The organism is Halomonas sp. KM007 (assembly GCF_050709225.1).
Taxonomy (GTDB): domain Bacteria; phylum Pseudomonadota; class Gammaproteobacteria; order Pseudomonadales; family Halomonadaceae; genus Vreelandella; species Vreelandella hamiltonii.
This window is the reverse complement of sequence record NZ_CP136131.1, coordinates 1726910-1753105: the sequence shown is the minus strand read 5'-3', so window position 1 is coordinate 1753105 and position 26196 is coordinate 1726910. Positions and strand designations below refer to the sequence as shown.

Annotated in this window: 22 protein-coding genes, 2 tRNA genes and 3 rRNA genes; 18 read left to right on the top strand and 9 right to left on the bottom strand. The window is 56.8% G+C overall.

All coding sequences use genetic code 11. The annotated features are described in order from the left end of the window. Positions 1–230: 230 nt before the first annotated feature. A complete protein-coding gene (locus RVM27_RS08210; RefSeq protein WP_287806670.1) occupies positions 231–479 on the bottom strand; it encodes a YheV family putative zinc ribbon protein in 249 nt (82 codons plus the stop codon). Between the two features lie 56 nt (positions 480–535). Further along, on the bottom strand, positions 536–2584 hold the full coding sequence (prlC, locus tag RVM27_RS08205; RefSeq protein WP_498957713.1) for a M3 family metallopeptidase: 2049 nt from the start codon (positions 2582–2584) through the stop codon (positions 536–538). 176 nt (positions 2585–2760) lie between these two features. Here prlC and RVM27_RS08200 point away from each other — a divergent pair, with 176 nt between their 5' ends. The 3 genes from RVM27_RS08200 to RVM27_RS08190 all read left to right on the top strand — a co-directional run bounded on the left by RVM27_RS08200 (position 2761) and on the right by RVM27_RS08190 (position 5446). Next, positions 2761–4101, top strand: a complete 1341-nt coding sequence (locus RVM27_RS08200) for a sodium-dependent transporter (RefSeq protein WP_498957712.1) — start codon at positions 2761–2763, stop codon at positions 4099–4101. A 31-nt stretch (positions 4102–4132) separates the two neighbouring features. Then, positions 4133–4678, top strand: coding sequence for a gamma carbonic anhydrase family protein (locus RVM27_RS08195; RefSeq protein ID WP_193462197.1), 546 nt, complete (start codon positions 4133–4135; stop codon positions 4676–4678). Positions 4679–4774: 96 nt separating this feature from the next. After that, positions 4775–5446, top strand: coding sequence for a metal-dependent hydrolase (locus tag RVM27_RS08190; protein ID WP_498957711.1), 672 nt, complete (start codon positions 4775–4777; stop codon positions 5444–5446). Here RVM27_RS08190 and RVM27_RS08185 read toward each other — a convergent pair. From RVM27_RS08185 to RVM27_RS08175, 3 genes are read right to left on the bottom strand one after another with little or no spacing between them, the layout of a single operon-like run. Further along, positions 5422–6804, bottom strand: a complete 1383-nt coding sequence (locus tag RVM27_RS08185) for a sigma-54-dependent transcriptional regulator (RefSeq protein ID WP_287806680.1) — start codon at positions 6802–6804, stop codon at positions 5422–5424. The two genes, RVM27_RS08190 and RVM27_RS08185, sit on opposite strands and share 25 nt — an antisense overlap. Next, the gene (locus RVM27_RS08180; RefSeq protein ID WP_498939708.1) at positions 6797–8704 is read right to left on the bottom strand and encodes a sensor histidine kinase; all 1908 of its coding nucleotides are present in this window, start codon (positions 8702–8704) and stop codon (positions 6797–6799) included. The genes RVM27_RS08185 and RVM27_RS08180 overlap by 8 nt, the downstream gene beginning before the upstream one ends. Beyond that, positions 8701–9471, bottom strand: coding sequence for a GntR family transcriptional regulator (locus RVM27_RS08175; RefSeq protein WP_039183605.1), 771 nt, complete (start codon positions 9469–9471; stop codon positions 8701–8703). Before RVM27_RS08175 ends, RVM27_RS08180 begins: the two co-directional genes overlap by 4 nt. A gap of 322 nt (positions 9472–9793) precedes the next feature. On the opposite strand from RVM27_RS08175, the gene lldD reads away from it, so the two are divergent. The 6 genes from lldD to rrf all read left to right on the top strand — a co-directional run bounded on the left by lldD (position 9794) and on the right by rrf (position 16750). Then, on the top strand, positions 9794–10954 hold the full coding sequence (lldD, locus tag RVM27_RS08170) for an FMN-dependent L-lactate dehydrogenase LldD (protein ID WP_287806685.1): 1161 nt from the start codon (positions 9794–9796) through the stop codon (positions 10952–10954). A gap of 525 nt (positions 10955–11479) precedes the next feature. After that, positions 11480–13011 (top strand): 16S ribosomal RNA (locus RVM27_RS08165). 85 nt (positions 13012–13096) lie between these two features. Further along, a tRNA-Ile gene (locus RVM27_RS08160) sits at positions 13097–13173 on the top strand. Between the two features lie 114 nt (positions 13174–13287). Next, a tRNA-Ala gene (locus tag RVM27_RS08155) sits at positions 13288–13363 on the top strand. Between the two features lie 244 nt (positions 13364–13607). Further along, positions 13608–16500 (top strand): 23S ribosomal RNA (locus RVM27_RS08150). Positions 16501–16634: 134 nt separating this feature from the next. Next, positions 16635–16750, top strand: a 5S ribosomal RNA gene (gene rrf, locus RVM27_RS08145). The 16S, 23S and 5S rRNA genes sit together here with 2 tRNA genes alongside, the layout of an rRNA operon. An 86-nt stretch (positions 16751–16836) precedes the next feature. Here rrf and RVM27_RS08140 read toward each other — a convergent pair. From RVM27_RS08140 to flgA, 4 genes are all read right to left on the bottom strand, one after another. Then, positions 16837–17055, bottom strand: a complete 219-nt coding sequence (locus tag RVM27_RS08140; protein WP_287807786.1) for a hypothetical protein — start codon at positions 17053–17055, stop codon at positions 16837–16839. A gap of 67 nt (positions 17056–17122) precedes the next feature. Then, the gene (locus tag RVM27_RS08135) at positions 17123–17572 is read right to left on the bottom strand and encodes a flagella synthesis protein FlgN (RefSeq protein ID WP_287807789.1); all 450 of its coding nucleotides are present in this window, start codon (positions 17570–17572) and stop codon (positions 17123–17125) included. 8 nt (positions 17573–17580) lie between these two features. Then, positions 17581–17847 (bottom strand): flagellar biosynthesis anti-sigma factor FlgM, encoded by a 267-nt coding sequence (gene flgM / locus RVM27_RS08130; protein WP_096921695.1) that lies wholly within the window; start codon positions 17845–17847, stop codon positions 17581–17583. A gap of 84 nt (positions 17848–17931) precedes the next feature. Then, positions 17932–18516, bottom strand: coding sequence for a flagellar basal body P-ring formation chaperone FlgA (flgA, locus tag RVM27_RS08125; RefSeq protein ID WP_498957756.1), 585 nt, complete (start codon positions 18514–18516; stop codon positions 17932–17934). A gap of 338 nt (positions 18517–18854) precedes the next feature. Here flgA and flgB point away from each other — a divergent pair, with 338 nt between their 5' ends. The 9 genes from flgB to flgJ all read left to right on the top strand — a co-directional run bounded on the left by flgB (position 18855) and on the right by flgJ (position 26181). Beyond that, positions 18855–19286, top strand: a complete 432-nt coding sequence (gene flgB, locus RVM27_RS08120; RefSeq protein WP_287807846.1) for a flagellar basal body rod protein FlgB — start codon at positions 18855–18857, stop codon at positions 19284–19286. A 25-nt stretch (positions 19287–19311) separates the two neighbouring features. Beyond that, positions 19312–19722: a flagellar basal body rod protein FlgC gene (gene flgC, locus RVM27_RS08115; RefSeq protein ID WP_287807795.1), complete on the top strand. Its 411-nt coding sequence runs from the start codon at positions 19312–19314 to the stop codon at positions 19720–19722. A gap of 2 nt (positions 19723–19724) precedes the next feature. Then, complete coding sequence (locus RVM27_RS08110) at positions 19725–20414, top strand: flagellar hook assembly protein FlgD (RefSeq protein WP_039180897.1); 690 nt, start codon at positions 19725–19727, stop codon at positions 20412–20414. A gap of 36 nt (positions 20415–20450) precedes the next feature. Further along, entirely contained in the window at positions 20451–21668 is a 1218-nt protein-coding gene (gene flgE, locus RVM27_RS08105) for a flagellar hook protein FlgE (protein WP_039180896.1), read from the top strand. Positions 21669–21698: 30 nt separating this feature from the next. Then, positions 21699–22457 carry a flagellar basal-body rod protein FlgF gene (gene flgF / locus RVM27_RS08100; protein WP_287807799.1) on the top strand — a complete coding sequence of 253 codons (759 nt, stop codon included), beginning with the start codon at positions 21699–21701 and terminating at the stop codon, positions 22455–22457. 30 nt (positions 22458–22487) lie between these two features. Further along, a complete protein-coding gene (gene flgG, locus RVM27_RS08095; protein ID WP_287807802.1) occupies positions 22488–23270 on the top strand; it encodes a flagellar basal-body rod protein FlgG in 783 nt (260 codons plus the stop codon). A 38-nt stretch (positions 23271–23308) separates the two neighbouring features. Continuing rightward, positions 23309–23998 (top strand): flagellar basal body L-ring protein FlgH, encoded by a 690-nt coding sequence (locus tag RVM27_RS08090; RefSeq protein ID WP_287807804.1) that lies wholly within the window; start codon positions 23309–23311, stop codon positions 23996–23998. A 114-nt stretch (positions 23999–24112) separates the two neighbouring features. After that, the gene (locus RVM27_RS08085) at positions 24113–25168 is read left to right on the top strand and encodes a flagellar basal body P-ring protein FlgI (RefSeq protein ID WP_498941791.1); all 1056 of its coding nucleotides are present in this window, start codon (positions 24113–24115) and stop codon (positions 25166–25168) included. Then, a complete protein-coding gene (gene flgJ, locus RVM27_RS08080) occupies positions 25168–26181 on the top strand; it encodes a flagellar assembly peptidoglycan hydrolase FlgJ (RefSeq protein ID WP_498957710.1) in 1014 nt (337 codons plus the stop codon). The genes RVM27_RS08085 and flgJ overlap by 1 nt, the downstream gene beginning before the upstream one ends. Positions 26182–26196 lie beyond the last annotated feature (15 nt).

Below are 26196 nucleotides of genomic sequence, written 5' to 3'. Positions count from 1 at the left end.
GACACCGCCAGTGCTTTATCATTAAGCAGCTTATATAGAGCGATACTTGTGCCACATATACGATTTAATATAGAAATCAATGCATTAAGAATTTTCTCTTCAACTTTGGTTGAAAAGAAAAAGCCATTAAGTGTCTGGCTTTTCGCACTCTCTAGATAGGTTTGTGTGCGGTTTTCCGCACACTTTCAAGGGGGCTAGCGATGCAGCCGCTGCACCGCTAGAGAGGGGCGTTATTTGTTTTTACCTGCGTCAAGAATGCGAACCGGCTGCACATCCTGGATTTTTTGCTCATCACGCACCTGATTCACTCGTGTAGTGAGCTCGGGGGCCGCTTCGTCTTCAATGGGCAGCTGTTCGAAGAAATCACAGCTCACGCATTCACGGTAGCGGATGCCGTGCTGCTCCCACGCACGAATGCGGTCCATGGCGGCACAGCGGGGGCAGGTCACGCCTGCAATAAAACGCTTAATACTCGACATACATACACTCCCAACGTGCGGCGGCAACGCCGCCGCACCGGATAAAAATAGCCAGCTTAGGCGGCGCGAATACCGCTATGGCGCAGCAGCGGTTCGACGCTAGGTTCGCGGCCTCGGAAGGCGCGGAATAGCTCGGCGGCATCCCGCGCACCGCCTTGCTCCAGAATCTCTTCGCGGAAGCGCTGGCCAGTGTCTGGGTCAAAAATCCCGGCTTCTTCAAAGGCGCTCCAGGCATCGGCAGAGAGCACTTCTGCCCATTTATAGCTGTAGTAGCCCGCTGCGTAGCCGCCTGCAAAGATGTGGCTGAAACTATTTTGGAAGCGGTTGAAGTCGACTACGGGAACGACAGAGGTTTGGCGACGCACGTCGTCGAGCAGCGTCTGAACATCGCTGGCCGAAGGCGCTTCCAGCTCGTGATGGAGGCGTAGGTCGAACAGAGAAAACTCGATCTGACGAACCATGCCCATGGCGGACTGGAAGTTTTTCGCCGCTTGCAGGCGCTCGAACAGAACGTCCGGCAGCGGTTCGCCGGTTTCGACATGCTTGGCTAGCAGGTCGAGACCTTCCCGCTCCCAACAGTAGTTCTCCATGAACTGGCTGGGCAGTTCGACCGCGTCCCAGGCCACGCCGTTGATGCCAGAAACATCGGCGATGTCCTGCTTGGTCAGCATGTGGTGCAAGCCGTGGCCGAACTCGTGGAACAGCGTCGTGACTTCGTCGTGGGTCAGCAAGGCGGGTTTGCCGCCCACCGGGGCGGTGAAATTACAGGTCAGGAAGGCGACCGGCAGTTGCAGGCCGTGTTCTGTCTGGCGGCGTACTCGGCAGTCCGCCATCCAGGCGCCTCCGCGTTTGCCCTCCCGGGCGTAAAGGTCGAGGTAGAACCCCGCAATCGGCTTGCCTTGCTCGGTAATTCTGAAAAACCGCACATCGTCATGATAGCTGGCCACGCTGGCATCTTCCGCTACCTGCACGTTGTAGAGGCGCTCGATGACTTGAAACAACCCGTTGACCACGTGGGGGGCGGGAAAGTAGGGGCGTAGCTGCTCCTGGGAGAGGTCATGGCGAGCCACGCGCAGCTTTTCACTGGCATAGGCGACATCCCATGGCTGCAGCGTGTCGAGCCCGAGCTCATCACGGGCATAGGCGCTGAGCTCGGCAAACTCCTGCTGGGCTTGCGGCTTGGCACGCTGGGCCAGGTCTTCGAGAAAGTCGAGTACCTGGGCAGGGGAGTCGGCCATCTTGGTGACCAGCGAGTAGTCGGCGTAAGTATCGAAGCCGAGCAGGCGGGCCAGCTCTTGGCGCAGGGCCAGCGTCTCTTCCAGAATCGGGGCGTTATCAAACTGGCCTGCTTTAGGGCCCTGGTTTGAGGCGCGCGTCACAAAGGCGGTATACACTTCCTCGCGCAGTTCACGGTTGTCGGCATAGCTGACGATCGGAAAGAAGCTGGGGAAGTCGAGCGTAATGCGGTAACCCTCTGCGCCTTTGGCCTCTGCCAGTGCTTTCAGCGTTTCCAGAGCACTTTCCGGCACGCCTGCCAGCAGCGCAGGGTCAGTGATGTCCTTGTGCCATGCCTGTGTGGCATCCAGCACATGGTTGGAAAACTGATTGGACAGCGTGGAGAGACGCGCTTGAATGTCGCCGTAACGCGCCTTCTTGTCGGCTGGCAGGTCCACGCCCGCCAAGCGGAAGTCGCGCAGCGCATTATCAACGGTGCGCCGTTGGGCGGTGCTCAGGTCGTGCCAGGCAGGACCTTCCTTGAGCGCCTGCCAGCCCTTGAAGAGCCCTTCATGTTGGCCTACCCAGGTGCCAAAGGCCGACAGCTTCTCCAAACAGGCCTGATAGGCGTCACGCAGTTCCGGGCTGTTCATGGTGCTGTTGAGGTGCAACACCGGTGACCAGGCCTGAGACAGGCGGTCGTTCACGGCTTCCATGGGCGCGGCAAAGTTGTCCCAGGTAGGCGGTTGATGAGCGGCTTGTTGGGCAAGGCGCTCGATGGCGTCGCGACCCTCATTGAGCAGTTGGTCTACCGCGGGCACCACGTGTTCGGCACGAATGTCGGCGAAAGGGGGGAGCTCATGGCTCTCTAGCAACGGGTTACGGGACATAGGCACCTCATGGCGGCAGGTTGGTTCATGCGGGCGCGTAAAGCGTCCGTGGATAATGACACAGTGCGGGCAGCCAAGGTCAGTTTCAATGGCGGCATTGGCCTGGAGGCATGCGCCTGCTAGTCTTGCCGCCTTTTGATACGTCGAATCGAGTGCCACCAAGGCAGGAGCAGAAGATGAGTGAAACGCTGGAGCGTTGGGGGTCGAAGCGTGCCTTTATTCTCGCGGTGACCGGTGCTGCGGTAGGGCTTGGCAATATTTGGCGTTTTCCCTATGTGGCGGGGGAAAACGGCGGGGCGGCCTTCTTGCTGATTTACGTGGCGTTTGTCCTGTTGCTGGGACTGCCCGTGATGATGGCGGAAATACTCATTGGCCGCGCTGGCCGTCGAGGCCCCATGCAGTCACTGGGCGTACTGGCCACACAGGCGGGTGCCTCGCCCCACTGGCGCTGGCTGGGGCTGTTCGGTGCGCTGACGGTGTTTTGCATTCTGTCGTTTTATTCCGTGGTGTCTGGCTGGTCGATCGAGTTTCTGGTGGCCTCCATCAATGGCAGCTTTGACGGGGCCAGTGCCGCCGAGATCGGCGCTGGCTTTGACGCCTTTCTGGCCAACCCCGGCTTGCTGATTTTCAACCATTCACTGTTCCTATTCATGACCATGACGGTGGTAGCGGCTGGCGTCGCGAAAGGCCTGGAGCGGCTCAATAATCTCTTGATGCCGGTGCTCTATGGCCTGCTCCTGCTGTTAGCCATTTATGCCATGACCACCAGTGGTTTTGGGGCGGCGCTGCACTGGCTGTTCATGCCGTCTTTCGAAAACGTCACCGCATCGGTGGTGCTGCATGCCATGGGACACGCTTTTTTCACCCTGGCCGTAGGGGCGTGTGCGTTGATGGCCTACGGGGCCTATATGCCGGATGAGCAGAGCCTGCCGAAAGCCGCTTGTGCGGTGGCCGTGCTGGACATCAGCGTGGCGCTGCTGGCGGGTATCGCGATCTTTTCAGTAGTGTTTGCCCAGGGGATGGACCCAGCGGACGGGCCGGGACTGATGTTCGTGACCCTGCCCATTGCCTTCTCCGAGTTGCCTTGGGGCTCCCTGTGGCTGAGCGTGTTCTTTTTGCTGCTGCTGTTGGCAACATGGACGTCAGCCATCAATCTGGCGGAGCCGATGGTAGCCACGTTGCAGGGCCTTGGCTGGCGGCGCAGCGTTTCCACGGCCGTCGTGGCGATCAGTGTCTGGCTGTTGGGGCTGCTGTCGGCGTTCTCTTTTTCTCACCTGGCGGAGTTCCGGCCGCTGTTTGGGCGCAATGTGTTCGAGCTGGTCAGCAGTATTCCCCCCGATATCTTCCTGCCCATGGGAGGATTGCTGATTGCCATCTTTGCGGCCTGGGTGATGCCACAAGCTCAGGTGATGCACACCTTGGGCGTAGGGGAGCGAGGCTTTCTAGTGTGGCAGCGTCTGGTGCGCTGGGTTTCCATTCCGTTGACGTTCATCGTTCTGCTGGGTGGATTGCTATAGTGGTTCTTATGTGGCTGATAGGAGAGTCTTCATGAGCAATGCCTTACGCGCGTTTCACGCACACTCCCCTACGCTGGGCGAGCGTGTCTATATCGATCCGGCCAGTGTCGTGATAGGTAACGTCACCTTGGGCGACGACTGCTCGGTGTGGCCCATGAGCGTGATCCGTGGCGATATGCACCGGATTACCATTGGGGCGCGCACCAGCGTGCAGGACGGCAGCGTGCTGCATATCACCCACGCCAGCGATTTCAATCCGGAGGGCTTTCCTTTGACGATCGGTGACGATGTCACCATCGGTCACAAGGCCATTCTTCACGGCTGTACGTTGGGCAACCGTATTCTGGTGGGCATGGGCGCCATCGTCATGGATGGCGCGGTGGTGGAAGACGAGGTGATCATTGCGGCGGGAGCGGTGGTGACACCTGGCAAACGGCTGGAAAGTGGCCATGTATATGCGGGCAATCCTGCCAAGCCACTGCGGCCTTTGAAAGAGCAGGAGCGGGCCTTTTTCCCCTATACGGCAGGCAACTACGTCAAATTGAAGGACGAGTTTCTGGCACAGCAAGGTGGCTAGCCTAAACCTTTGGTAAACGGCAGCTTTTTTTATATCAGGCCGTGTTGTAGTCTTCGATAATCTGGTAATTTATCCAGTTTTTCAGAGTGCCACGACATGGCCAACTTTCGCACGCACATCACGGTGGCCGCCGCAGGCGGTACGCTCATGGCCTATATGGGCTGGCAGGCGCAGTGGTGGCCCGCGTCGCAATCCTTGCTGATCATTGCGCTGGTGGCCTTCGGCGGCATCCTGCCCGACATAGACGCAGACCGCTCTCGCTCTATCCGTCTGATTTTCAACCTGTTGTCGGTGCCTACCCTGGTGATGGGGGTATTGATGTTGCAGCCCTGGTTGACGCCTGGACTGCTGCTGGTGGCTTGTGGTGGTATCTATTTCTCAGTGCGCTACCTGGCCGCGATTCTCTTCTCCAGATTGACCGTTCACCGAGGTATCTGGCATTCGCTGATGGCGGCAGGGCTGTGCGCCTTGGCGACGGCGGCGCTCAGCTTTCATCTGCTGGAGCAACCCGCCTGGTTGGCCTGGTCGCACGGGGCCGCGGTACTGGTGGGGTTTATCATCCACCTGGGGCTGGATGAGCTGTTCAGTGTCGATCTGGAGGGGGCGCGGCTGAAGCGCTCGTTTGGTACGGCGCTCAAGCTGGGTGACAGCCGGCGCCCGCTCTCCAATCTATTGATGCTCATTGCCATGCTGGTGCTGATACCCTGGGTGCCGCCCTGGGGAGTGCTGCTGGAGTTGATGCATCAGGGATCACTGCTGTGGCGATAATCGTCAGCACTCAAACCGTGTTTTTTGAGCTTGTCGTAGAACGTCTTGCGCGGGATGCCCAAGTGGCGACACACCTCCGTTACGCGGCCATGGTGGCGCGCCAGTGACTGGCTGATGAGGCTCTTTTCGAACAGTTCTACCTGGCGCGGTAGCGAGGGTTCATGGGTATCTGCGGCGACGCCCTCCAGCAAGGCGTCCAGACGATAGTCGAAAGCCGCACCCAGCAAAACGTAGCGTTCTGCCAAATTGCGCAGCTCACGCACGTTGCCTGGCCAGTCGTGGGCCAGCAGGGCGGCAATGGCCGGGCTGTCCAGCGTCGGCGCTTCCAGCCCGCTACGGTTGGCGGCGACCACGGCAAAGTGTTGAAAAAGGAGCGGGATGTCTTCTCGCCGTTCGCGCAGGGCGGGCAGGGGCAGAGTGACCACATTGAGGCGGTAGTAGAGGTCTTCGCGAAACAGCCCGTCGTCGGCTGCCACCTTGAGATCCACTTTGGTGGCGGCAATGACGCGAATATCGAGCGGCACGGCTTCGTTGGCCCCCAGGCGTTCGACGCTACGTTCCTGCAGTACGCGCAGCAGTTTGACCTGCAGCGCCATGGGCATGGACTCGATCTCGTCCAGAAACACCGTGCCGCCGTTGGCATGTTCGAACTTGCCGATACGCCGCTCCACGGCCCCCGTGAAAGCGCCTTTCTCGTGGCCAAACAGCTCTGATTCGATGGTGTTTTCCGGCACGGCGCCGCAGTTGATGGCCACGAACGGATTATTGCGGCGGGCGCTGCGTTCATGGATCGCACGAGCCACCAGATCTTTCCCCGTTCCAGTTTCGCCAAACAGCAAGACATCGGCCTCTACCTGGCTGATGCGCTGGATCATGGCTGCCAAGCGCGAAATGATTGGCGTGCGGCCGACCAGGCGAGGCCCGAGTGCTGCGTGCTGGACTTCGAGTTCGGCTTTCAGGCGCAGGTTTTCCAGGCTCAGCTGGCGCTTTTCGATGCCGCGTCTGACGACGTCCAGCAGTTGATCGCCCGCAAAAGGCTTTTCCAGAAAATCCCAGGCACCGGCGCGCATCGCTTCTACCGCCGTCGAGATGTCGCCATGGCCGGTGATCAGAATGATCGGCAGGGTGGCATCGCGATGATGTAGTTCATGCAACAGGGCCATGCCATCCATGCCGGGCATGCGGATGTCACTGACGATGACGCCTGGAAAGTCGTCTGGCAACGCTGCCAACGCTTGCTCTGCGGATTCGAAGCAGTAGGGGGTGTAGCCGGCCAGCTCCAGGGTCTGGCTCGCGGTGATACGCAGGTGTGGCTCGTCGTCGATCACCATGACCGGCAGTGTCGACGGTTCATGCATGGTTATTGTTCTCCGTTACTCTCTGCAGCTCGCTGGGGGGCGGCACACGCGTGCGCGGCAAGGAGATCGTGAAGCACGCGCCTCCCTCGGCTCGGTTGCTGGCCTGCAGCTTGCCGCCCAAGTCTTCCATGATACGCGATGAGATGGAAAGTCCTAGCCCCAGGCCGCTGCCTGGTGCCTTGGTGGTGAAAAAGGGCTCGAAGATGCGCGAGACATGTTGTTCGGCGATGCCGGGGCCATTGTCGATGACATGGATATGCACGTGATGGGGCGTGGCCTCGGCCTGCAGTGTGAGTGTGGGCTGGGCGGCGTCTTTCATTGCCTGAATGGCATTGCCAATCAGGTTGACGATGACCTGTTCCAGGCGTACCAGATCCCCCTCTACCCATAGAGTCTCGGACGGCCACTGCGGCGTGACCTGGATATTGCCATCGCGCAGGCGGCTATGAAACAGCCGGAGGGCGTATTCGATGCAGGCCTGAACAGAGATGGTTTCGTGCCGTTCGCTGCTCTTGCGAGAAAATTGCCGTAGCTGAGCACTGATGTCGGCCATGCGCTGGGTCAGCTCGACGATTTGCGCCAGATTGGCATCGGCTTTCTCGATGCGCGTCAATTCGATGAAGCGGCGCGCATTTTCAGCATAGGCGCGGATGGCGGCCAGCGGCTGATTGAGCTCATGATTGATGCCTGCTGCCAGCTGGCCCAACACGGCCAGCTTGGCGGCTTGTATCAACTCGTTCTGGGTTTGCTGAAGATTGGCTTCTGCCCGGCGGCGCTCTTCGATTTCATCGGAAAGGCGTTGATTGCTGGCCACCAGATCGCGTGTTCGACGCTCCACGCTGGCTTCCAGCTCATCGCGCGCGCGCGCCAGAGTCTGTCGTTCACGTTCGGCAAAGGCTTCCCGCTCTCGGCGTAGCCGTAAACGTTGCCAACCGATGCCCGCGCCCAGTGCAACGACGCCATAGAGGCCTCCTGCCATCAAGGCGGCCACCCACTGGGCGCTGATCACCGAGTTCAATGGCTTGAGAATATGCATCTGCCAGCCAAATTCCGGTAGCGGTCTCGTCAAGCTGAGGTAGCGCTCTCCCTGCAGCGGGCCATGGGCAAAGCTGACAAGGTAGCTGTCGGGGCCATAGGGGGCCTCTACCTCGAGGCCGGAGGGGTCGAGCGGCTCGATGGCATAGCGACGCGTTGCGCGAAGGCTTTCGCGCTGCGCTTCGTTGAGGGGGTAAAGCGCATTCATGCGCAGCTCGGGTTGGCTGGCCATGAAAATGATCGAGTCGCTGTCCGTGACAAACAGCTCCGCATCTTGCTGTGCCCAGTTCTCTTCGACCTCATCGAGCAGCACTTTGATGACCAGCACACCATCCGGTGTAGCGTCGGGTGATGTATCGTCCAGCCATACGGGGGCAGAAAAGTAGTATCCCCGCTCCAGTGACTGCGTACCCAGACCGTAAAAACGCCCCTGCCCACCGGCAATGGCATCGGTGTAATAACTGCGGAAGGCGTAGTTATGGCCAATGAAAGTATTGGGGCGATGCCAGTTGCTGGCCGCAATGGTGTAGGCGTCGCGATCCAGCAGGTAAACGTCCGACACACCTGCCGTAAAGCGAAAGCGGTCCAGCAGCAGGTTCAGCGGCATGGGGTCCTGACCTTCGTGCGCGGCCAGGAAACGCTGGATGCCTTCTCGGGTAGAGAGTATTTGGGGCAGGTAATCATAACGGGACAGGTAGCCCGTCAAGTTGGCTGCCGATAGGCGCAGTTCGTTTTCAGCGTCGTCACGCAAATTGCCAAGCGCTTGCTCTCGAGCCAGCTGTGCGGCTTGCCACATGCAGAGCGCAAGCCCCACCGGCAGGATCAGCAGCCAGGCAAGCCGCCAGCGTGTGCCGGATGAGCTCATGCGGAGGTGCGCGTGCCTTGGGCGCGGCGTAATGCGCGCTGAGCGCGGGTTTCCGCCCGGGCCATTTCGAGTAACCCCTCTTCCACATACACCAGATGTTCATGAGCGCGGGCTCGGGCATCTTCTGCGCGGCCATCCAGGATAGCATCGAGAAGTGCTCGGTGCTGCTTCATCAACTGTGAGCGGGAGTCTGGCTTGGCAAACAGGTGCGCAAGATTATCCACGATACTCTGCTCCAGGAGATGGAAGATACCGCGAATGGTGTGCAAGAGCAGGACATTGTGCGCTGCTTCGGCAATCGCCAAATGAAACGCGGCGTCCAGCTTGGCTTCCTGTGCAGGGTCGGCGCCGACGAAACCGCCGTCCAACTCCTCGAAGCGCTGTATCAGCACGGCTTTGTCGGCGGGTGTCGAGCGCAGTGCAGCATAGTAGGCCGATATGCCCTCCATGGCATCGCGAAACTCCAGCAGATCCAGGTGAAACTCCTTGTGGCGGGAAAGCATTTCCAGCAAGGGGTCGGTATAGCCGCTGTTGAGCGTCTCGTTGACGAAGGTGCCGCCGCCTTGGCGACTGCTCAGTAATCCGCGGGCAGCCAATTTCTGAATGGCTTCTCGCAAGGAGGGGCGGGATACGCCAAAACGCTCAGCCAGTTCTCTTTCAGGGGGCAAGCGCTGCCCGGGTTTCAGGCTTCCTTCCAGAATCATGCCTTCAAGGCGTTCGGTAATCACATCGGCAAGGCGCTGCTGGCGGAGCGGCGGGTAAGACATGAACAGTAGCTCCAATAATTGGTAAGACCAAGAGTAAGCAAATTAAGTGTTCTGCTCAAGCGTAGGCAGTGCATCAATCTCGTCGGAAATTGGCTCTTTGAACTAAAGTATGGTGGGCGTGGAGGCCGTGATTAATGTTTTATGTTTGACACGATAGGCAGGCCTCTCTAATGTTGTTTCTGTTTTTTGTAAATTGGTAAAACCAATTTTTATTCTGGCTGAAGTGCTGGCATGCCAAAGAGTCGTAGGTACGCAAGTGCATGTAAGCATGGCTTTTTTGTTGACGTAACAATAACAGCGCAATTTCTCCATAGGGTGCTTCATGATCATTTCTGCCTCCACGGACTATCGCCAGGCTGCCAAGCGTCGCCTTCCTCCTTTCCTTTTTCATTATGCGGATGGAGGGTCGTACGCAGAGCACACTCTGCGTCGCAATGTGGATGACCTGCGTGATGTTGCGCTACGTCAGCGGGTGCTGAAGGACATGTCCTCGCTTTCTCTGGAAACCGAGCTGTTTGGTGAAAAGCTTGCCATGCCGCTGGCGCTGGCGCCGGTAGGGCTGGCAGGTATGTATGCGCGGCGGGGTGAAGTGCAGGCTGCCCGAGCGGCCAGCAAAAAAGGCGTGCCCTTTACCTTGTCGACTGTGTCGGTTTGTCCGATTGCCGAAGTGGCGGCAGCGGTTGACCGGCCCATCTGGTTTCAGCTCTACGTCCTGAAAGACCGTGGGTTCATGAAGCATGTGCTGGATCGCGCCAAGGAGGCTGGCGTAAAGACGCTCGTCTTTACCGTGGATATGCCAGTTCCCGGAGCGCGTTATCGTGATGCGCATTCCGGCATGAGCGGCAGGCACGGCCCGACACGGCGTATTCTGCAAGCGGCGTTGCATCCCTTGTGGGCCTGGGACGTGGGTGTCAATGGTCGCCCGCATGACTTGGGAAATGTGTCCGACTATCGCGGTAAGCCAACCGAGCTCGAGGATTACATTGCTTGGCTGGGCGACAACTTCGATCCTTCTATCTCCTGGAAGGATCTTGAGTGGATTCGAGAGCAGTGGGATGGGCCCATGATCATCAAGGGCATTCTTGATGCGGAGGATGCGCGGGATGCGGTGAGATTTGGCGCAGACGGTATCGTGGTATCCAACCATGGTGGTCGTCAGCTGGACGGCGTGCCGTCCTCGGCGCGTGCCCTACCTGCTATCGCGGATGCGGTCAAAGGAGACTTGGCGATTTTGGCAGACTCTGGGGTGCGCAGTGGCCTGGATGTCGTCAGGATGATTGCCATGGGGGCGGATACAGTGCTTATTGGTCGGGCATTCATCTATGCGCTGGCGACAGCGGGAGAGGCTGGCGTGACCCACCTGCTCGAGCTGTTTGAAAAAGAAATGCGCGTTGCCATGACGTTGACCGGGGCGCGTACCATTGCGGATCTCGGGCCTGAGTCGCTGGTGTCGAATGCTCTGCGGATGCTGCCGCAAGAGTAGCTGTGGACAGCGCGGCCTGCGTCGTCAGGACGCTAATAGATACAGTGCTGCAAGGCTGTGAAATTATTTTACGAAAGCCCTTGCCAACCCGGCAGCGAATCCGTAAAGTACGCATCCGCTGCCGGGGACGCCAAGCGTTGCCAGCGGTGAAGAAGGTTGAAAAACCTTCGGTTTGTCAGGAAGTTAGCGTCATCTGTTGGTTGGATTGATCGCTCGCTTCATTCGCTGAAAACAGCCCTTGACAAACACCACGGAATGCGTAGAATACGCCTTCCTCGCTGAGGCAACACGGTTCAGGTCACCGAGCCCGTCGCAGCGAAATGATTACAGTAGTATCGCTCTTTAACAATTTGATCAGGTAATTCATGTGGGCGCTTGCCGATGAGGGTGAATCATCACCCAATATCAAGGCAAGCGAACACGAAGATACTCTTCGGAGTATCGCAGTGAATTCGTTTGAACCTTGAGCCAAGTTTGATCCGCTTTTGTTGCCTTCGGGCAGCGAGTAAGGATCGCATTGATCTTAAACTGAAGAGTTTGATCATGGCTCAGATTGAACGCTGGCGGCAGGCCTAACACATGCAAGTCGAGCGGTAACAGGGGTAGCTTGCTACCCGCTGACGAGCGGCGGACGGGTGAGTAATGCATAGGAATCTGCCCGATAGTGGGGGATAACCTGGGGAAACCCAGGCTAATACCGCATACGTCCTACGGGAGAAAGGGGGCTCCGGCTCCCGCTATCGGATGAGCCTATGTCGGATTAGCTGGTTGGTGAGGTAAAGGCTCACCAAGGCGACGATCCGTAGCTGGTCTGAGAGGATGATCAGCCACATCGGGACTGAGACACGGCCCGAACTCCTACGGGAGGCAGCAGTGGGGAATATTGGACAATGGGGGGAACCCTGATCCAGCCATGCCGCGTGTGTGAAGAAGGCCCTCGGGTTGTAAAGCACTTTCAGTGAGGAAGAACGCCTGGTGGTTAATACCCATCAGGAAAGACATCACTCACAGAAGAAGCACCGGCTAACTCCGTGCCAGCAGCCGCGGTAATACGGAGGGTGCGAGCGTTAATCGGAATTACTGGGCGTAAAGCGCGCGTAGGTGGCTTGATAAGCCGGTTGTGAAAGCCCCGGCTCAACCTGGGAACGGCATCCGGAACTGTCAGGCTAGAGTGCAGGAGAGGAAGGTAGAATTCCCGGTGTAGCGGTGAAATGCGTAGAGATCGGGAGGAATACCAGTGGCGAAGGCGGCCTTCTGGACTGACACTGACACTGAGGTGCGAAAGCGTGGGTAGCAAACAGGATTAGATACCCTGGTAGTCCACGCCGTAAACGATGTCGACCAGCCGTTGGGTGCCTAGCGCACTTTGTGGCGAAGTTAACGCGATAAGTCGACCGCCTGGGGAGTACGGCCGCAAGGTTAAAACTCAAATGAATTGACGGGGGCCCGCACAAGCGGTGGAGCATGTGGTTTAATTCGATGCAACGCGAAGAACCTTACCTACCCTTGACATCTACAGAAGCCGGAAGAGATTCTGGTGTGCCTTCGGGAACTGTAAGACAGGTGCTGCATGGCTGTCGTCAGCTCGTGTTGTGAAATGTTGGGTTAAGTCCCGTAACGAGCGCAACCCTTGTCCTTATTTGCCAGCGAGTAATGTCGGGAACTCTAAGGAGACTGCCGGTGACAAACCGGAGGAAGGTGGGGACGACGTCAAGTCATCATGGCCCTTACGGGTAGGGCTACACACGTGCTACAATGGCCGGTACAAAGGGCTGCGAGCTCGCGAGAGTCAGCGAATCCCTTAAAGCCGGTCTCAGTCCGGATCGGAGTCTGCAACTCGACTCCGTGAAGTCGGAATCGCTAGTAATCGTGAATCAGAATGTCACGGTGAATACGTTCCCGGGCCTTGTACACACCGCCCGTCACACCATGGGAGTGGACTGCACCAGAAGTGGTTAGCCTAACGCAAGAGGGCGATCACCACGGTGTGGTTCATGACTGGGGTGAAGTCGTAACAAGGTAGCCGTAGGGGAACCTGCGGCTGGATCACCTCCTTAAACGATGTCTTCCCCTCGCGGCAAGCGCTCACAATGAATTACCTGATCAGATGATAGAGCAAACGGTTTTCGCACGACCCCTCTTGGGTCTGTAGCTCAGTTGGTTAGAGCGCACCCCTGATAAGGGTGAGGTCGGCAGTTCAAATCTGCCCAGACCCACCAAATTCCTGTTACGCCGAAACAACGACATCGCCCCCTGCAGCTTGCTGCAATGTGCGGTTCATTGACGTGTCTGCGAGGAATTTATAACAAGAGGTTGGTCTTGCATAACACGATGGGGCCATAGCTCAGCTGGGAGAGCGCCTGCCTTGCACGCAGGAGGTCAGCGGTTCGATCCCGCTTGGCTCCACCATATCGCGTCGTACCAGGTGATACCTGCTGTGCTTCTCGTGCCGTTTGTTGGTTTTGTGACCATTGATAAGCCAGAACGCACTGCGTTGTCTTATCACTGTTCATAGAACAGTCGCTCTTTAACAATGTATATCATGCTGACAGAAACGCGTTGAACGCGTTTCTACGTAAATTGTATTGTGATACGTCTCAAGCGTATCCGGCAATCGTTATCATTGCGAACCCCAGACCCCTTCGGGTTATAGGGTCAAGCAATGAAGCGCACACGGTGGATGCCTAGGCAGCCAGAGGCGATGAAAGACGTGGTAGCCTGCGATAAGGTTCGGTGAGGTGGCAAACGACCTGTGACCCGGACATCTCTGAATGGGGAAACCCACTCATCACAAGATGAGTATCTTGCGCTGAATACATAGGCGTAAGAGGCGAACCAGGGGAACTGAAACATCTAAGTACCCTGAGGAAAAGAAATCAACCGAGATTCCCCTAGTAGCGGCGAGCGAACGGGGACCAGCCCTTAAGCGTGTGACTGATTAGACGAACAGACTGGGAAGTCTGGCCATAGCGGGTGATAGCCCCGTAGTCGAAAATCTGATCACGTGAAATCGAGTAGGTCGGGGCACGAGAAACCTTGACTGAAGACGGGGGGACCATCCTCCAAGGCTAAATACTCCTGGCTGACCGATAGTGAACCAGTACCGTGAGGGAAAGGCGAAAAGAACCCCGGAGAGGGGAGTGAAATAGATCCTGAAACCGTGTGCGTACAAGCAGTAGGAGCCCACTTGTTGGGTGACTGCGTACCTTTTGTATAATGGGTCAGCGACTTATATTCAGTGGCGAGGTTAACCGTATAGGGGAGCCGTAGGGAAACCGAGTCTTAACTGGGCGACACAGTCGCTGGATATAGACCCGAAACCGAGCGATCTATCCATGAGCAGGGTGAAGGTTGAGTAACATCAACTGGAGGCCCGAACCAGGATCTGTTGAAAAAGATTTGGATGACTTGTGGATCGGAGTGAAAGGCTAATCAAGCTCGGAGATAGCTGGTTCTCCTCGAAAGCTATTTAGGTAGCGCCTCACGTATCACCGCCGGGGGTAGAGCACTGTTTCGGCTAGGGGGTCATCCCGACTTACCAACCCGAGGCAAACTCCGAATACCGGTGAGTGCCAGCGTGGGAGACACACGGCGGGTGCTAACGTCCGTCGTGAAAAGGGAAACAACCCAGACCGTCAGCTAAGGTCCCCAAATCCTGGTTAAGTGGGAAACGATGTGGGAAGGCTCAGACAGCTAGGAGGTTGGCTTAGAAGCAGCCATCCTTTAAAGAAAGCGTAATAGCTCACTAGTCGAGTCGGCCTGCGCGGAAGATGTAACGGGGCTAAACCAGGTACCGAAGCTACGGGTTCACACTATGTGTGAGCGGTAGAGGAGCGTCGTGTAAGCCGATGAAGGTGTGTTGAGAAGCATGCTGGAGGTATCACGAGTGCGAATGCTGACATGAGTAACGATAAAGGGAGTGAAAAACTCCCTCGCCGGAAGACCAAGGGTTTCTGTTCGACGCTAATCGGAGCAGAGTGAGTCGGCCCCTAAGGCGAGGCCGAAAGGCGTAGTCGATGGGAAACGGGTCAATATTCCCGTACCGGACATGATTGCGATGGGGGGACGGAGAAGGCTAGGTGAGCCAGGCGTTGGTTGTCCTGGTGAAAGTGAGTAGGCTTGGGTCTCAGGTAAATCCGGGACCCTTCAAGGCCGAGACACGAAACGAAGACACTACGGTGTCGAAGTCATTGATGCCACGCTTCCAGGAAAAGCCTCTAAGCTTCAGATCATGTGCGACCGTACCCCAAACCGACACAGGTGGTCAGGGTGAGAATCCCAAGGCGCTTGAGAGAACTCGGGTGAAGGAACTAGGCAAAATGGTGCCGTAACTTCGGGAGAAGGCACGCCGGCGTAGGGTGACGAGACTTGCTCTCCAAGCCCGAACCGGTCGAAGATACCAGGTGGCTGCAACTGTTTAGTAAAAACACAGCACTCTGCCAACTCGCAAGAGGACGTATAGGGTGTGACGCCTGCCCGGTGCCGGAAGGTTAAGTGATGGTGTTAGGATTCGTCCGAAGCTCTTGATCGAAGCCCCGGTAAACGGCGGCCGTAACTATAACGGTCCTAAGGTAGCGAAATTCCTTGTCGGGTAAGTTCCGACCTGCACGAATGGCGTAATGATGGCCACGCTGTCTCCACCCGAGACTCAGTGAAATTGAAATCGCCGTGAAGATGCGGTGTACCCGCGGCTAGACGGAAAGACCCCGTGAACCTTTACTATAGCTTCACACTGGACGCTGATGTTGCCTGTGTAGGATAGCTGGGAGGCTTTGAACCTCGGACGCCAGTTCGAGGGGAGCCAACCTTGAAATACCAGCCTGGCATCATTGGCGTTCTCACTCAGGTCCGTGATCCGGATCGAGGACAGTGTGTGGTGGGTAGTTTGACTGGGGCGGTCTCCTCCCAAAGCGTAACGGAGGAGCACGAAGGTACCCTCAGCACGGTCGGACATCGTGCAATGAGTGCAAGAGCATAAGGGTGCTTGACTGCGAGACAGACACGTCGAGCAGGTGCGAAAGCAGGTTCTAGTGATCCGGTGGTTCTGTATGGAAGGGCCATCGCTCAACGGATAAAAGGTACTCCGGGGATAACAGGCTGATACCGCCCAAGAGTTCACATCGACGGCGGTGTTTGGCACCTCGATGTCGGCTCATCACATCCTGGGGCTGAAGTCGGTCCCAAGGGTATGGCTGTTCGCCATTTAAAGTGGTACGCGAGCTGGGTTTAGAACGTCGTGAGACAGTTCGGTCCCTATCTGCCGTGGGCGTTGGATGTTTGAGAAGAGCTGCTCCTAGTACGAGAGGACCGGAGTGGACGACCCTCTGGTGTTCCGGTTGTCACGCCAGTGGCATTGCCGGGTAGCTATGGTCGGACGGGATAACCGCTGAAAGCATCTAAGCGGGAAGCCCCCTTCAAGATGAGACATCCCTGAGGCCTAGAGCCTCCTGAAGGGCCCAGCGAGACCAGCTGGTTGATAGGCACGGTGTGGAAGCGCTGCAAGGCGTTGAGCTAACGTGTACTAATGGCCCGTGAGGCTTGACCCTATAACACCCAAGGGGTCTGGTCGTGATGATAACGAAAACCGGATACGCAGCAGTGAGCCAAGGCGCTTGCTGACAAGAGACGATCACAATACACGTCAACGAACACCTCAGCATGATATGCATTACCCGTTACGCCTGACGACCATAGCGAGCGTGAACCACCTGATCCCATGCCGAACTCAGAAGTGAAACCGCTTAGCGCCGATGGTAGTGTGGGGTCTCCCCATGCGAGAGTAGGTCATCGTCAGGCACTTATCCCGTAGAAAGCCCCGAGCACACTGTGTTCGGGGCTTTTTGCTGTGTGCTGATATTCAAAGACCTTGATATTCAAAAATCTTAGTTACCACTCGATGGGCTCTCCTGCCCAATGCTGGTCGTCAGATCCGCTACCACGGAGGTGATTTTGTCATGCTGCAGCCCCAGCGGTGAGCGGCTGACGGCGATGATGTGGTAAGGCTGAGAGGACGAGAGTAGACGCTGCAAGATGGCGTTGCCAATGCCGCCGTTGGCCCCTGTGACCACTGCATTGAACTGTTTGGGAAGATGAGGCAGCATGACGACTCCAGCGTTAGACTATATTGCCTAATTGAAGCGTCTTGTATAAAGGTTGTCCAGGTATGTTTTAAGCAGAGGCGTTGATTCGCCCAGGTTGAGCGCTATTACGCCCATCAGGCTTGTAGAGGGTTTTTTCAGCGATTTGCCGAATATAATCAAGCATTTCCTGGTTGTGCTTCATGCGCACAGACAGCATTTGTCCGGTGAGGGCGTTCATGCGAGCCACTCGCTCACCTTTTTCCAGCATCTTTTCCCAAACAGGTAAACACTCGGCATCATGGGCTGCCTGGCGAGCACCTAGAGAGCCTTCCGGGTAGCCAAGCTTGTTCTGTACACCACGCCTCAGCACTTCGACACGCTCCAACTCGACCAGCAGCACCTGCTTTTTATGGGCAAGTTCAGCGAGTGCATCGCCATCGATGCTGCCCTTGGTCAGCTCTTCTTGCTCATGTGTCAGAAATCCAATCAAATCGTCAAGGCGCTGGAGTTGGCTGGAAAGAAGGCGAGATAAGCTCATGACCGGGACTATAGTTCTTTCAAGTTTGCAATGAGGCCATCGGCAATGCGATCAGCACGAATTTCCATGCGCCCTTCACGAATGGCATCACGGATTTCCTGCACTTTGGCCATGTCAATGTCTTGGCTACTATCCGCGCTGAACTGACTCAGTTGCGTCGATTCGCGGGCGGAGTTAGCACTGTCCGGCGTCTTGGGGCCGGTGATTTTTTGAGTGTCTTCACGCTGCTGTGCTTGGTTGGTGCGCACCAGCGGATTAAGGTTGTCGATTTTCACGTTGTGGGCCTCATCGTCAACGTCTGGGCATCTCGGGCTGTGTAATAACTATCGGCCTGGGCAATGAAGACTTTAGGTGCTGAATCAAAAATCCACCACTAAAATGCCTTGATCAATGACACGTGCCGTCGCGATTTCGCGACTCCCAAAGCGTACTCTGATGATGTCGCCTCGTGCGCCGTTGGCCATGGCTTCTCCTTCACGAGAAACACGAAAACCAGCCCCTTGTGCTATGACCGTGACACGCTGGCCCCGTTCAACCAGATGCGGCGCCTGTAGAAAGTGTGGCTGAAAAGAGCTACCGCTACGAATCGGTCGCTGGGCTACCTTGCCGATGATATCGGCTTGATCTGTCAGCGTTTGTGGTGCCAGATTGCTCAAGTTGCCATCCCTCTGGCTCAGCATGTCAGCAGTGATGAGTGTACCTCGCTCGATGTCGCGTAGCGCGACAACATAGCTACCTACGACGTCGACCTGGGCTTGCATGTACCTGACTTGGCGACCATCGGTGCCACAGCGCACGCCCACCGAAACTCTGCCCACTGGTGGTTGTGCGGTATTGGCTAGAAAAGGGTCCGGCTGAACGCAAGCAGGCAGGTGTGGGGATGGTGGCGTGACGGTGATGACCGCCTCCTGCCCCAGTGCCTGGGTATGCTGATAAAGGAACATATGCACGCTCTCTTCCAACGAGAGGTCACTCGCCTGTGCCCCATGAGGAAGAGCAATGACTATTAATGCTAAGAGTGTTAATAGTTTGCGCATGGCAGCGGCAGAAACGAGAGACAGCGCATGGAGCATGAAGAGGGCCACTCAGTGTGAAAGCTCAGAGTCTACGCAGGCCGGATGCTGCATAGACTCGGCAGTGTAATGCAAAAGTACCCACCGTATCATGGGAAATGCTGGTGGAAACGCTACCTGTTCCATGCTTTAAGATGAAAGCCTCGCCTCTATTATCCATGATCAAGAATTTCCGATTTATTTTTGCCTCACGGCGAGCGAGGGTCGGCATGATTGATCAGCTTGAATCTGCCTTTAATTTTCACCAGCAGGCGCTGGGCCTGCGCCAAGCACGTCACCAAGTGCTAGCCGCTAACATTGCCAATGCGGATACGCCCAACTATAAGGCGCGCGACATTGACTTTGCTAGTGAGCTGAAAAAAGCCGTTGAAGGCGGACAGTCTCAACAGCAGCCAAATGGCGGCTTGGCGTTAGTGCGCACCTCCGAACAGCACTTGGCAGGAGAAGGCCCCGCATGGCGTGGTGCTGGAAACACCGAGCTGCTCTATCGTGTTCCTGATCAGCCGAGCCTGGATGGTAACACCGTTGACATGGACCGTGAGCGAACCCAGTTCGCGGATAACGCTGTGCGCTACCAGGCGGCGCTCACCATGATGAACCGTCGTATTCAGGGCCTGAAAAATGCGATGCAACCTGAATAACCTAGTAATAGGAGAAAAATAAGCGATGTCGATGTTTTCAGCGTTCGAGATTGCCGGTTCCGCCATGAGCGCCCAAGCCCAGCGGATGAACGTCACGGCCAGCAACATGGCGAATGCCGATAGCGTGGCAGGGCCCGATGGTGAAACCTACCGCGCAAAGCAGGTGATGTTTGAAACCCAGGCACAGTCTAACCGCTACGGTGTCGGCGGCGTCCGGGTTACTGAGGTTGTGGAAAACGATTCACCGCTGCGCATGGAGTATATGCCGAACCACCCAGCGGCTGATGAAGATGGCTACGTTGCTAAGCCGAATGTTGAGCCGGTCCATGAGATGGTCAATATGATTTCGGCATCGCGCTCCTATCAGGCGAACGTCGAGGTCTTCAATACCACCAAGCAAATGATGATTCAAACACTGTCGCTGGGTGAGGGCTGATCATGAATATTGATACCAGTGTCATTAACGCGGTTAATGGCGGCGGCTCAAGCGGCATGCCTGCCAGACAGTCCCAGGAATTGCGTGAAAGCTTCCTGACCCTATTGATTACTCAGTTGCAAAATCAGGATCCACTCAATCCCATGGACAATGCTGAGATGACCTCTCAGTTGGCACAAATCAATACCGTCAGCGGTATCGAAGAACTGAATACGACGCTGAACGGTATTACCCAGCAAATGGACGCTGCGCAGACGTTGCAAGCGGCAGGATTGATCGACAAGGCCGTTCTGGTGCCTGGTAACAACGTCATGGTGAGCTCCGATGCTGAAAACGGCACGTATGCCACGCCCTTTGGTATCGAACTCAGTGCTCCCGCTGAAAAAGTAGAAGTGACGGTGACCAGTCAGTCGGGTGAAGTCGTCTACACCAATAATCTGGGACGAGTAGCCGCGGGCGTCGAGTCGTTTAGTTGGGGAGGTACTACCAACGCTGGCGAAGCTGTTCCAGCCGGTGCTTATCGCGTCAACTTCAGGGCCACCAATGCCGATGGAGAGCTGCTGGAAGCCAAGCCACTCAACTATGCCTTGGTACAAGGAGTATCTCCTGGTGCTGGGGGCCGTGATGTTCGGCTTGATCTAGGCGCTATTTATGGCCAGGTCACGCTCGACCAGATCAAACAAATTCTTTGATGACTCGCTAGCCGTCACTATTTTCAGGGGAATATCATGAGTTTCACTCAAGCACTTAGCGGCTTAAATGCTCAGCAAGAAAAATTGGGCGTCGTTGGTAACAATATTGCCAACTCGCAAACAGTGGGTTTCAAGAATTCGAATGTCCAGTTTGCCGATGTCTTCGCTAACTCCCGGGTGGGGTTGGGCGTTCGTACTTCGGCAGTTTTGCAGGATTTTAGCCAGGGTAACATCGAGTCCACCACGCGTAACCTGGACCTGGCCATTGCCGGTGAAGGCTTTTTCCGCTTTCAGCAAACCAATGGTGAAATAGCCTACTCACGCAATGGGCAGTTGACCATGACCGCAGATGGTCGATTGATCAATGCGCAGGGCGCCCAAATCATGGGCTATCCAGCCGATGCCGATGGTAACGTGCAAGAGGGCGGCAACGTCATTCCTCTGCAAATTCCGCCGGGCGACCTGCAAGCCAATGCCACATCAGAGCTGTCGTTATCGCTTAACCTCAACTCTGGTCAGCCTGTCATCGATGCGGCGTTCAACCCGAATAACGCCAATACCTATAACTACTCTACGAATGCCACGGTATTCGATTCGCAGGGTAATGCACGTAACCTGACGCTGTACTTTACCAAAACCGCACCCAATGAATGGGATGTCAACGGCCGCCTGTCCGGCGGGCCGGCAGGGGCTGACACCTACGATATTGACTTGGGCAGCCTGTCATTTACTCAGAACGGCACGCTTGCACAGGACAATGCCAATAATGCCGTGTTCGCCAATGGTGAGTTTGGTGCGGGGAACCCATTGGCTGAACTCGATATCGACCTGTCCTTCGAGGGGACAACGCAGTTCGCGAGTGACTCAACGGTCAATGACACCATTCAGGACGGCTATTCATCGGGTGCTTTGGTAGGCATTACCATCGAAGAAGATGGCACGGTGATGCGCAACTATTCAAATGAGCAGTCACGCGCATCTGGCCAGGTGACTCTTGTGACGTTCCGTAATCCTGAAGGGCTGCGCCCCGATGGAGATAACCTGTGGGCTGCTACGGCATCCTCGGGCCAAGAGCTTCTGGGAGCGCCCGGTGCTGGCCTGAGAGGGCTGATCCAGCCCAATGCCATTGAAACGTCGAACGTGGATATGGCAAGAGAGCTGGTTGACATGATCGTAGCGCAGCGTGCCTATCAAGCGAACTCGCAAACCATCAGCACCCAGGACGAGCTCCTGCAGACCATTATTAACCTCTAATAGTGGCGTCATCGCGCTAAGGAGCACGCTGTGGATCGTATGCTTTACACCGCCATGAGTGGCGCAAAACACACCATGGACCAGCAGGCAGTGGTCAGCAACAACCTGTCTAACGTTTCCACGGCAGGGTTTCGCGCCCAGCTGCAGGCGGTACGCTCAGTGCCCGTGCAAGGCGATGGCGTGTTGCCGACCCGTGTGTCGGCCGTCACCACGACGCCGGGAACCGACTTCTCGCAAGGCCCCATCGAGCGTACCGGCCGAATGTTGGATGTCGCCATGCAAGGCAATGCCTGGATGGCGGTGTTGGCGGAGGATGGCACCGAGACGTATACCCGGCGCGGCGACCTGCAGTTGGATAGTGATGGCGTGCTGCTAAGCGTTGGCCGCCCAGTGATGGGGGATGCGGGCCCCATTGCGGTGCCTCAAGGCGCGCAGATCTCCTTTGGCGCCGATGGGACCATCAGTGCTATTCCCCAGGGCGAAGGGCCTGAGGCGATGGTCGACGTTGGCCGTATCAAGCTGGTCACGCCAGACCAGCAGGCGTTGGTGCGTGGAGACGATGGCTTGTTCAGAGTGCCACCCAATGAGGGTGGTGAGCCCGGTGCGCTACCAGCAGACGAGAATGCACGTCTGGTGAGTGGTGCACTGGAAGGAAGCAATGTCAGTGCCGTCGATGCCATGGTTTCCATGATCGACGTGGCGCGTCGTTATGACATGCAAATGAAAATGCTGAGCACAGCCGATGAAAATGCTCAACGTGCCAACAGTATCCTATCGATTCAAGGCTAACTGCAGCCACTCAGCCAAGGGAACAATGTCATGATCAAGTCTTTGTGGACTGCCAAAACCGGGTTGGAGTCGCAGCAAACCAAGCTCGACGTTATCTCCAACAACCTGGCGAACGTCAGCACCAACGGTTTCAAGCGCTCTCGTCCGGTGTTTGAAGATTTGCTGTATCAAAACATGCGCCAACCCGGTGCGCAGAACAACATTCAGGACCGACTGCCCTCGGGCATGCAGATAGGGACCGGTGTGCGTGCTGTTGCCACAGAGCGCTTGCACACACAGGGTGGCCTTGAAGAGACCGGCAATTCTCGTGACCTGGCCATCAATGGAGAGGGCTTTTTCCAGGTGTTATTGCCCGATGGCACCATTGGCTATACTCGCGACGGTAACTTTCAGTTGAATGAAAATGGTCAGATGGTCACGGCGAATGGTTACCCCCTCGAACCCGCCATCTTTATCCCTGCCAATGCACTGGCAATCACGATTGGTGAAGACGGGACCGTGAGCGTTCGTCAGCCGGGTATTGCTCAGGATGCAGACATCGGCCAGATCAACGTCGCTTCGTTCATCAACCCAGCGGGTCTGGAAAGCATCGGTGGCAACCTGTATCTGGAAACCGGTGCGTCAGGTGCGCCCAACCAGAATGTACCGGGTAACAATGGCGCTGGCCGTCTGTTCCAGGGGTATGTCGAAACGTCTAACGTCAATGTCGTTGAAGAGATGGTCAATATGATTCAGACGCAGCGCGCGTATGAAATCAATAGCCGCGCCATTTCCACCAGCGATGAGATGTTGGCGCGCTTGAGCCAGCTCTAATGCTGCCGATTCGTAGAGCATAGAGATAGGGTCGCGTTATGTTAGAACTTCATGGCAGTTTGCGCCGTTTGGCGCTCGTTGGAATGGCCGTGTTCATTCTGATGGCGGCAGGGTGTGCGCAGGTACCACGCGCCTCGGTAGTCGGCGAGCAAGAGCAGATCACTATCATCGACCGTCCGCCACCTGTTCCTAATGGCTCTATTTATCAGGCGCGTCGCGGCTATCAGCCGCTTTTTGAAGATCGTCGGCCGCGCACGATAGGAGACATTCTGACCATTGTGCTGGATGAAGAAGTCAGTGCTAGTAAGAACTCTCAGTCCAATGCCAACCGCTCGGGCAGTGCAAGTCTTAACCTGGCCCAGCTACCCGACGTGTTGGATGCGCTGGCGGAGTACGGTTTCGATATCGGAGGTGCCAGTGACTTTGCAGGCGGTGGCGGCTCACAAGCCAACAATACGTTTACCGGTACGATTACCGTGTCCGTGTTGGAAGTCATGAATAACGGGAACCTGCGCGTGCGCGGTGAAAAGCAGATTGCGATCAATCAGGGCACCGAGTTCATTCGTTTCTCCGGTGTCGTGAATCCCCGCACGATTACCGCGCAAAACACCGTGCCGTCGACTCAAGTCGCCGATGCGCGTATCGAGTACGTGGGCGATGGCTATATCAACGAAGCGCAGCACATGGGGTGGCTGCAGCGCTTTTTCCTGAATGTGTCGCCGTTCTAGGCGTGTCAACAAGCTCGACAACAGAGACCTGGTGAAATGGCTATGCAGTGGAAGATGTATCAACGGATTCAAGCAACCGCGCGCTTCGCGACTCTGTTGGCTCTCTGTTTTGTGATGCTGCCAGCACACGCCGAGCGGGTGCGCGAGCTAGCGAGCTTTGCTGGCGTTCGCGACAACCAGCTGGTGGGGTATGGCCTGGTCGTAGGCTTGGATGGCAGCGGTGACCAGACCACGCAAGCACCTTTCACCAGCCAGAGCTTGACGAACATGCTTTCCCAGCTAGGTGTCACCGTGCCTCCGGGTACCAACCTGCAGCTGCGTAATGTCGCGGCCGTCATGGTGACCGCCGACTTGCCGCCGTTCTCCAGGCCTGGCCAACGACTCGATGTCGTGGTGTCGTCCATCGCCAATGCCAGCAGCTTACGTGGCGGTACGCTGTTGATGACGCCTTTGAAAGGTGCCGATGGCGATACCTATGCCATTGCTCAGGGCAATATGCTGGTGGGTGGTGCCGGCGCTCAGGCGGGTGGCAGTAGCGTACAGATCAATCAGCAATCTTCTGGCCGGATCCCCAATGGTGCTCTGGTCGAGCGTGAAGTGCCGCTCAACCTGGGTGGCAATGGTGGCGCGCTGGAACTGCAGCTCAACGACGCTGATTTTGGCACCGTGCAACGCATGGTCTCGGCGATCAACAGCGAGTTTGGACGTTCAGTGGCATATGCCAGAAATGGCCGGGTGATTGCGCTGGATGGCCCCATGGACGCCAACGAGCGGGTCAACTTCATGGCGCGTGTCGAAAATGTGCAAGTGACACCTACGGAAGCACCTGCCCGCGTGGTCCTGAATGCGCGGACCGGCTCTGTGGTGATGAACAGTGCGGTGACTCTGCGTCGTGCTGCGGTCGCCCATGGCAACCTCTCCATCATGATCGATACCCAGTTTGGGGTAAGCCAGCCCAATCCACTGGGCCAGGGTGAAACGGTGGTCGTGCCCGATGCGGATATCAACATCGAGCAGCAGGAGGCGTATTTGCAGATCGTCGAAGGCGCGCAGCTCAATGAAGTGGTCAATGCGCTGAATGCTCTCGGGGCGACACCACAAGACTTGATGTCGATTCTCGAGGCGCTCAAGGCCTCTGGCTCATTACGCGCCGAGCTGGAGATCATTTGATGAGCATGGGAGACATGACGAGCCAATTCGCATTGGACATGAATGGCTTTCAGCGCCTTCAGCATAACGCTCGGGTCGACCCCGAGGCGGGTGTGCAAGGTGCTGCGCAGCAGTTTGAAGCGCTGTTCATTCAAATGATGGTCAAAAGCATGCGCGATGCCACGCCAACGTCAGGCCTGATGAACAGCCGTGACATGAGTTTTTATCAGTCGATGATGGATCAGCAGTGGTCGCAGGTCATGGCGTCTCGCGGCATTGGGCTGGCGGATGCCTTGATCGACCAGTTGCAGCGTCAAGGTGCTATTGGCCAAGCGTCGGATGCCGACCAGGAGCTTCAAGCACTGATCGCCGGCATACCTCGTGGGACACCCAGAGTGCTGGATAATCCGCTTCAGCCACCAGAAGCATGGCGTGATGACAACACCGGCAATGGTCGTTTCTATCACGAGCTGGATATCGTTCGTCAGCGCGAGTCTCGTCAGGTCGAGAGCCAGGCCGCCACCCCGCGAGCGGCTCATCCGCAAGAACACGTCGAGCGTTTCATGAACACGCTGGCGATGCCTGCGAAAGCGGCGAGTGCGGCCACGGGTGTCCCTGCTGAGTTGATTCTTGCCCAGGCGGCGCTGGAAACCGGTTGGGGAAGGCATGAGATAGCCACCCAGCAAGGGCATAACAGCTACAACGTATTTGGTATCAAAGCCGGTAGCCATTGGCAGGGCAAGACCACCGACATCGTGACCCATGAGTACGTGAACGGTCGACGCACACAGGTCGTCGATGCTTTTCGTGTCTATGACTCGTTCGAGCATGCGTTTACCGATTATGCCCGGTTGATTGGCAATAACCCTCGGTATGCGGGTGTCGTGCAGGCTGGCTCACCAGAGCAGGCCGCACATGCACTTCAGCGCGGTGGGTATGCGACCGACCCACGTTATGCCGAGAAGTTGATCGCGGTAATGAACACCATGGGTCCCCTCGGCACATCCAGCAACTTGTTGGCGGATGCTCGCTAGCATGGCGGGGTATTC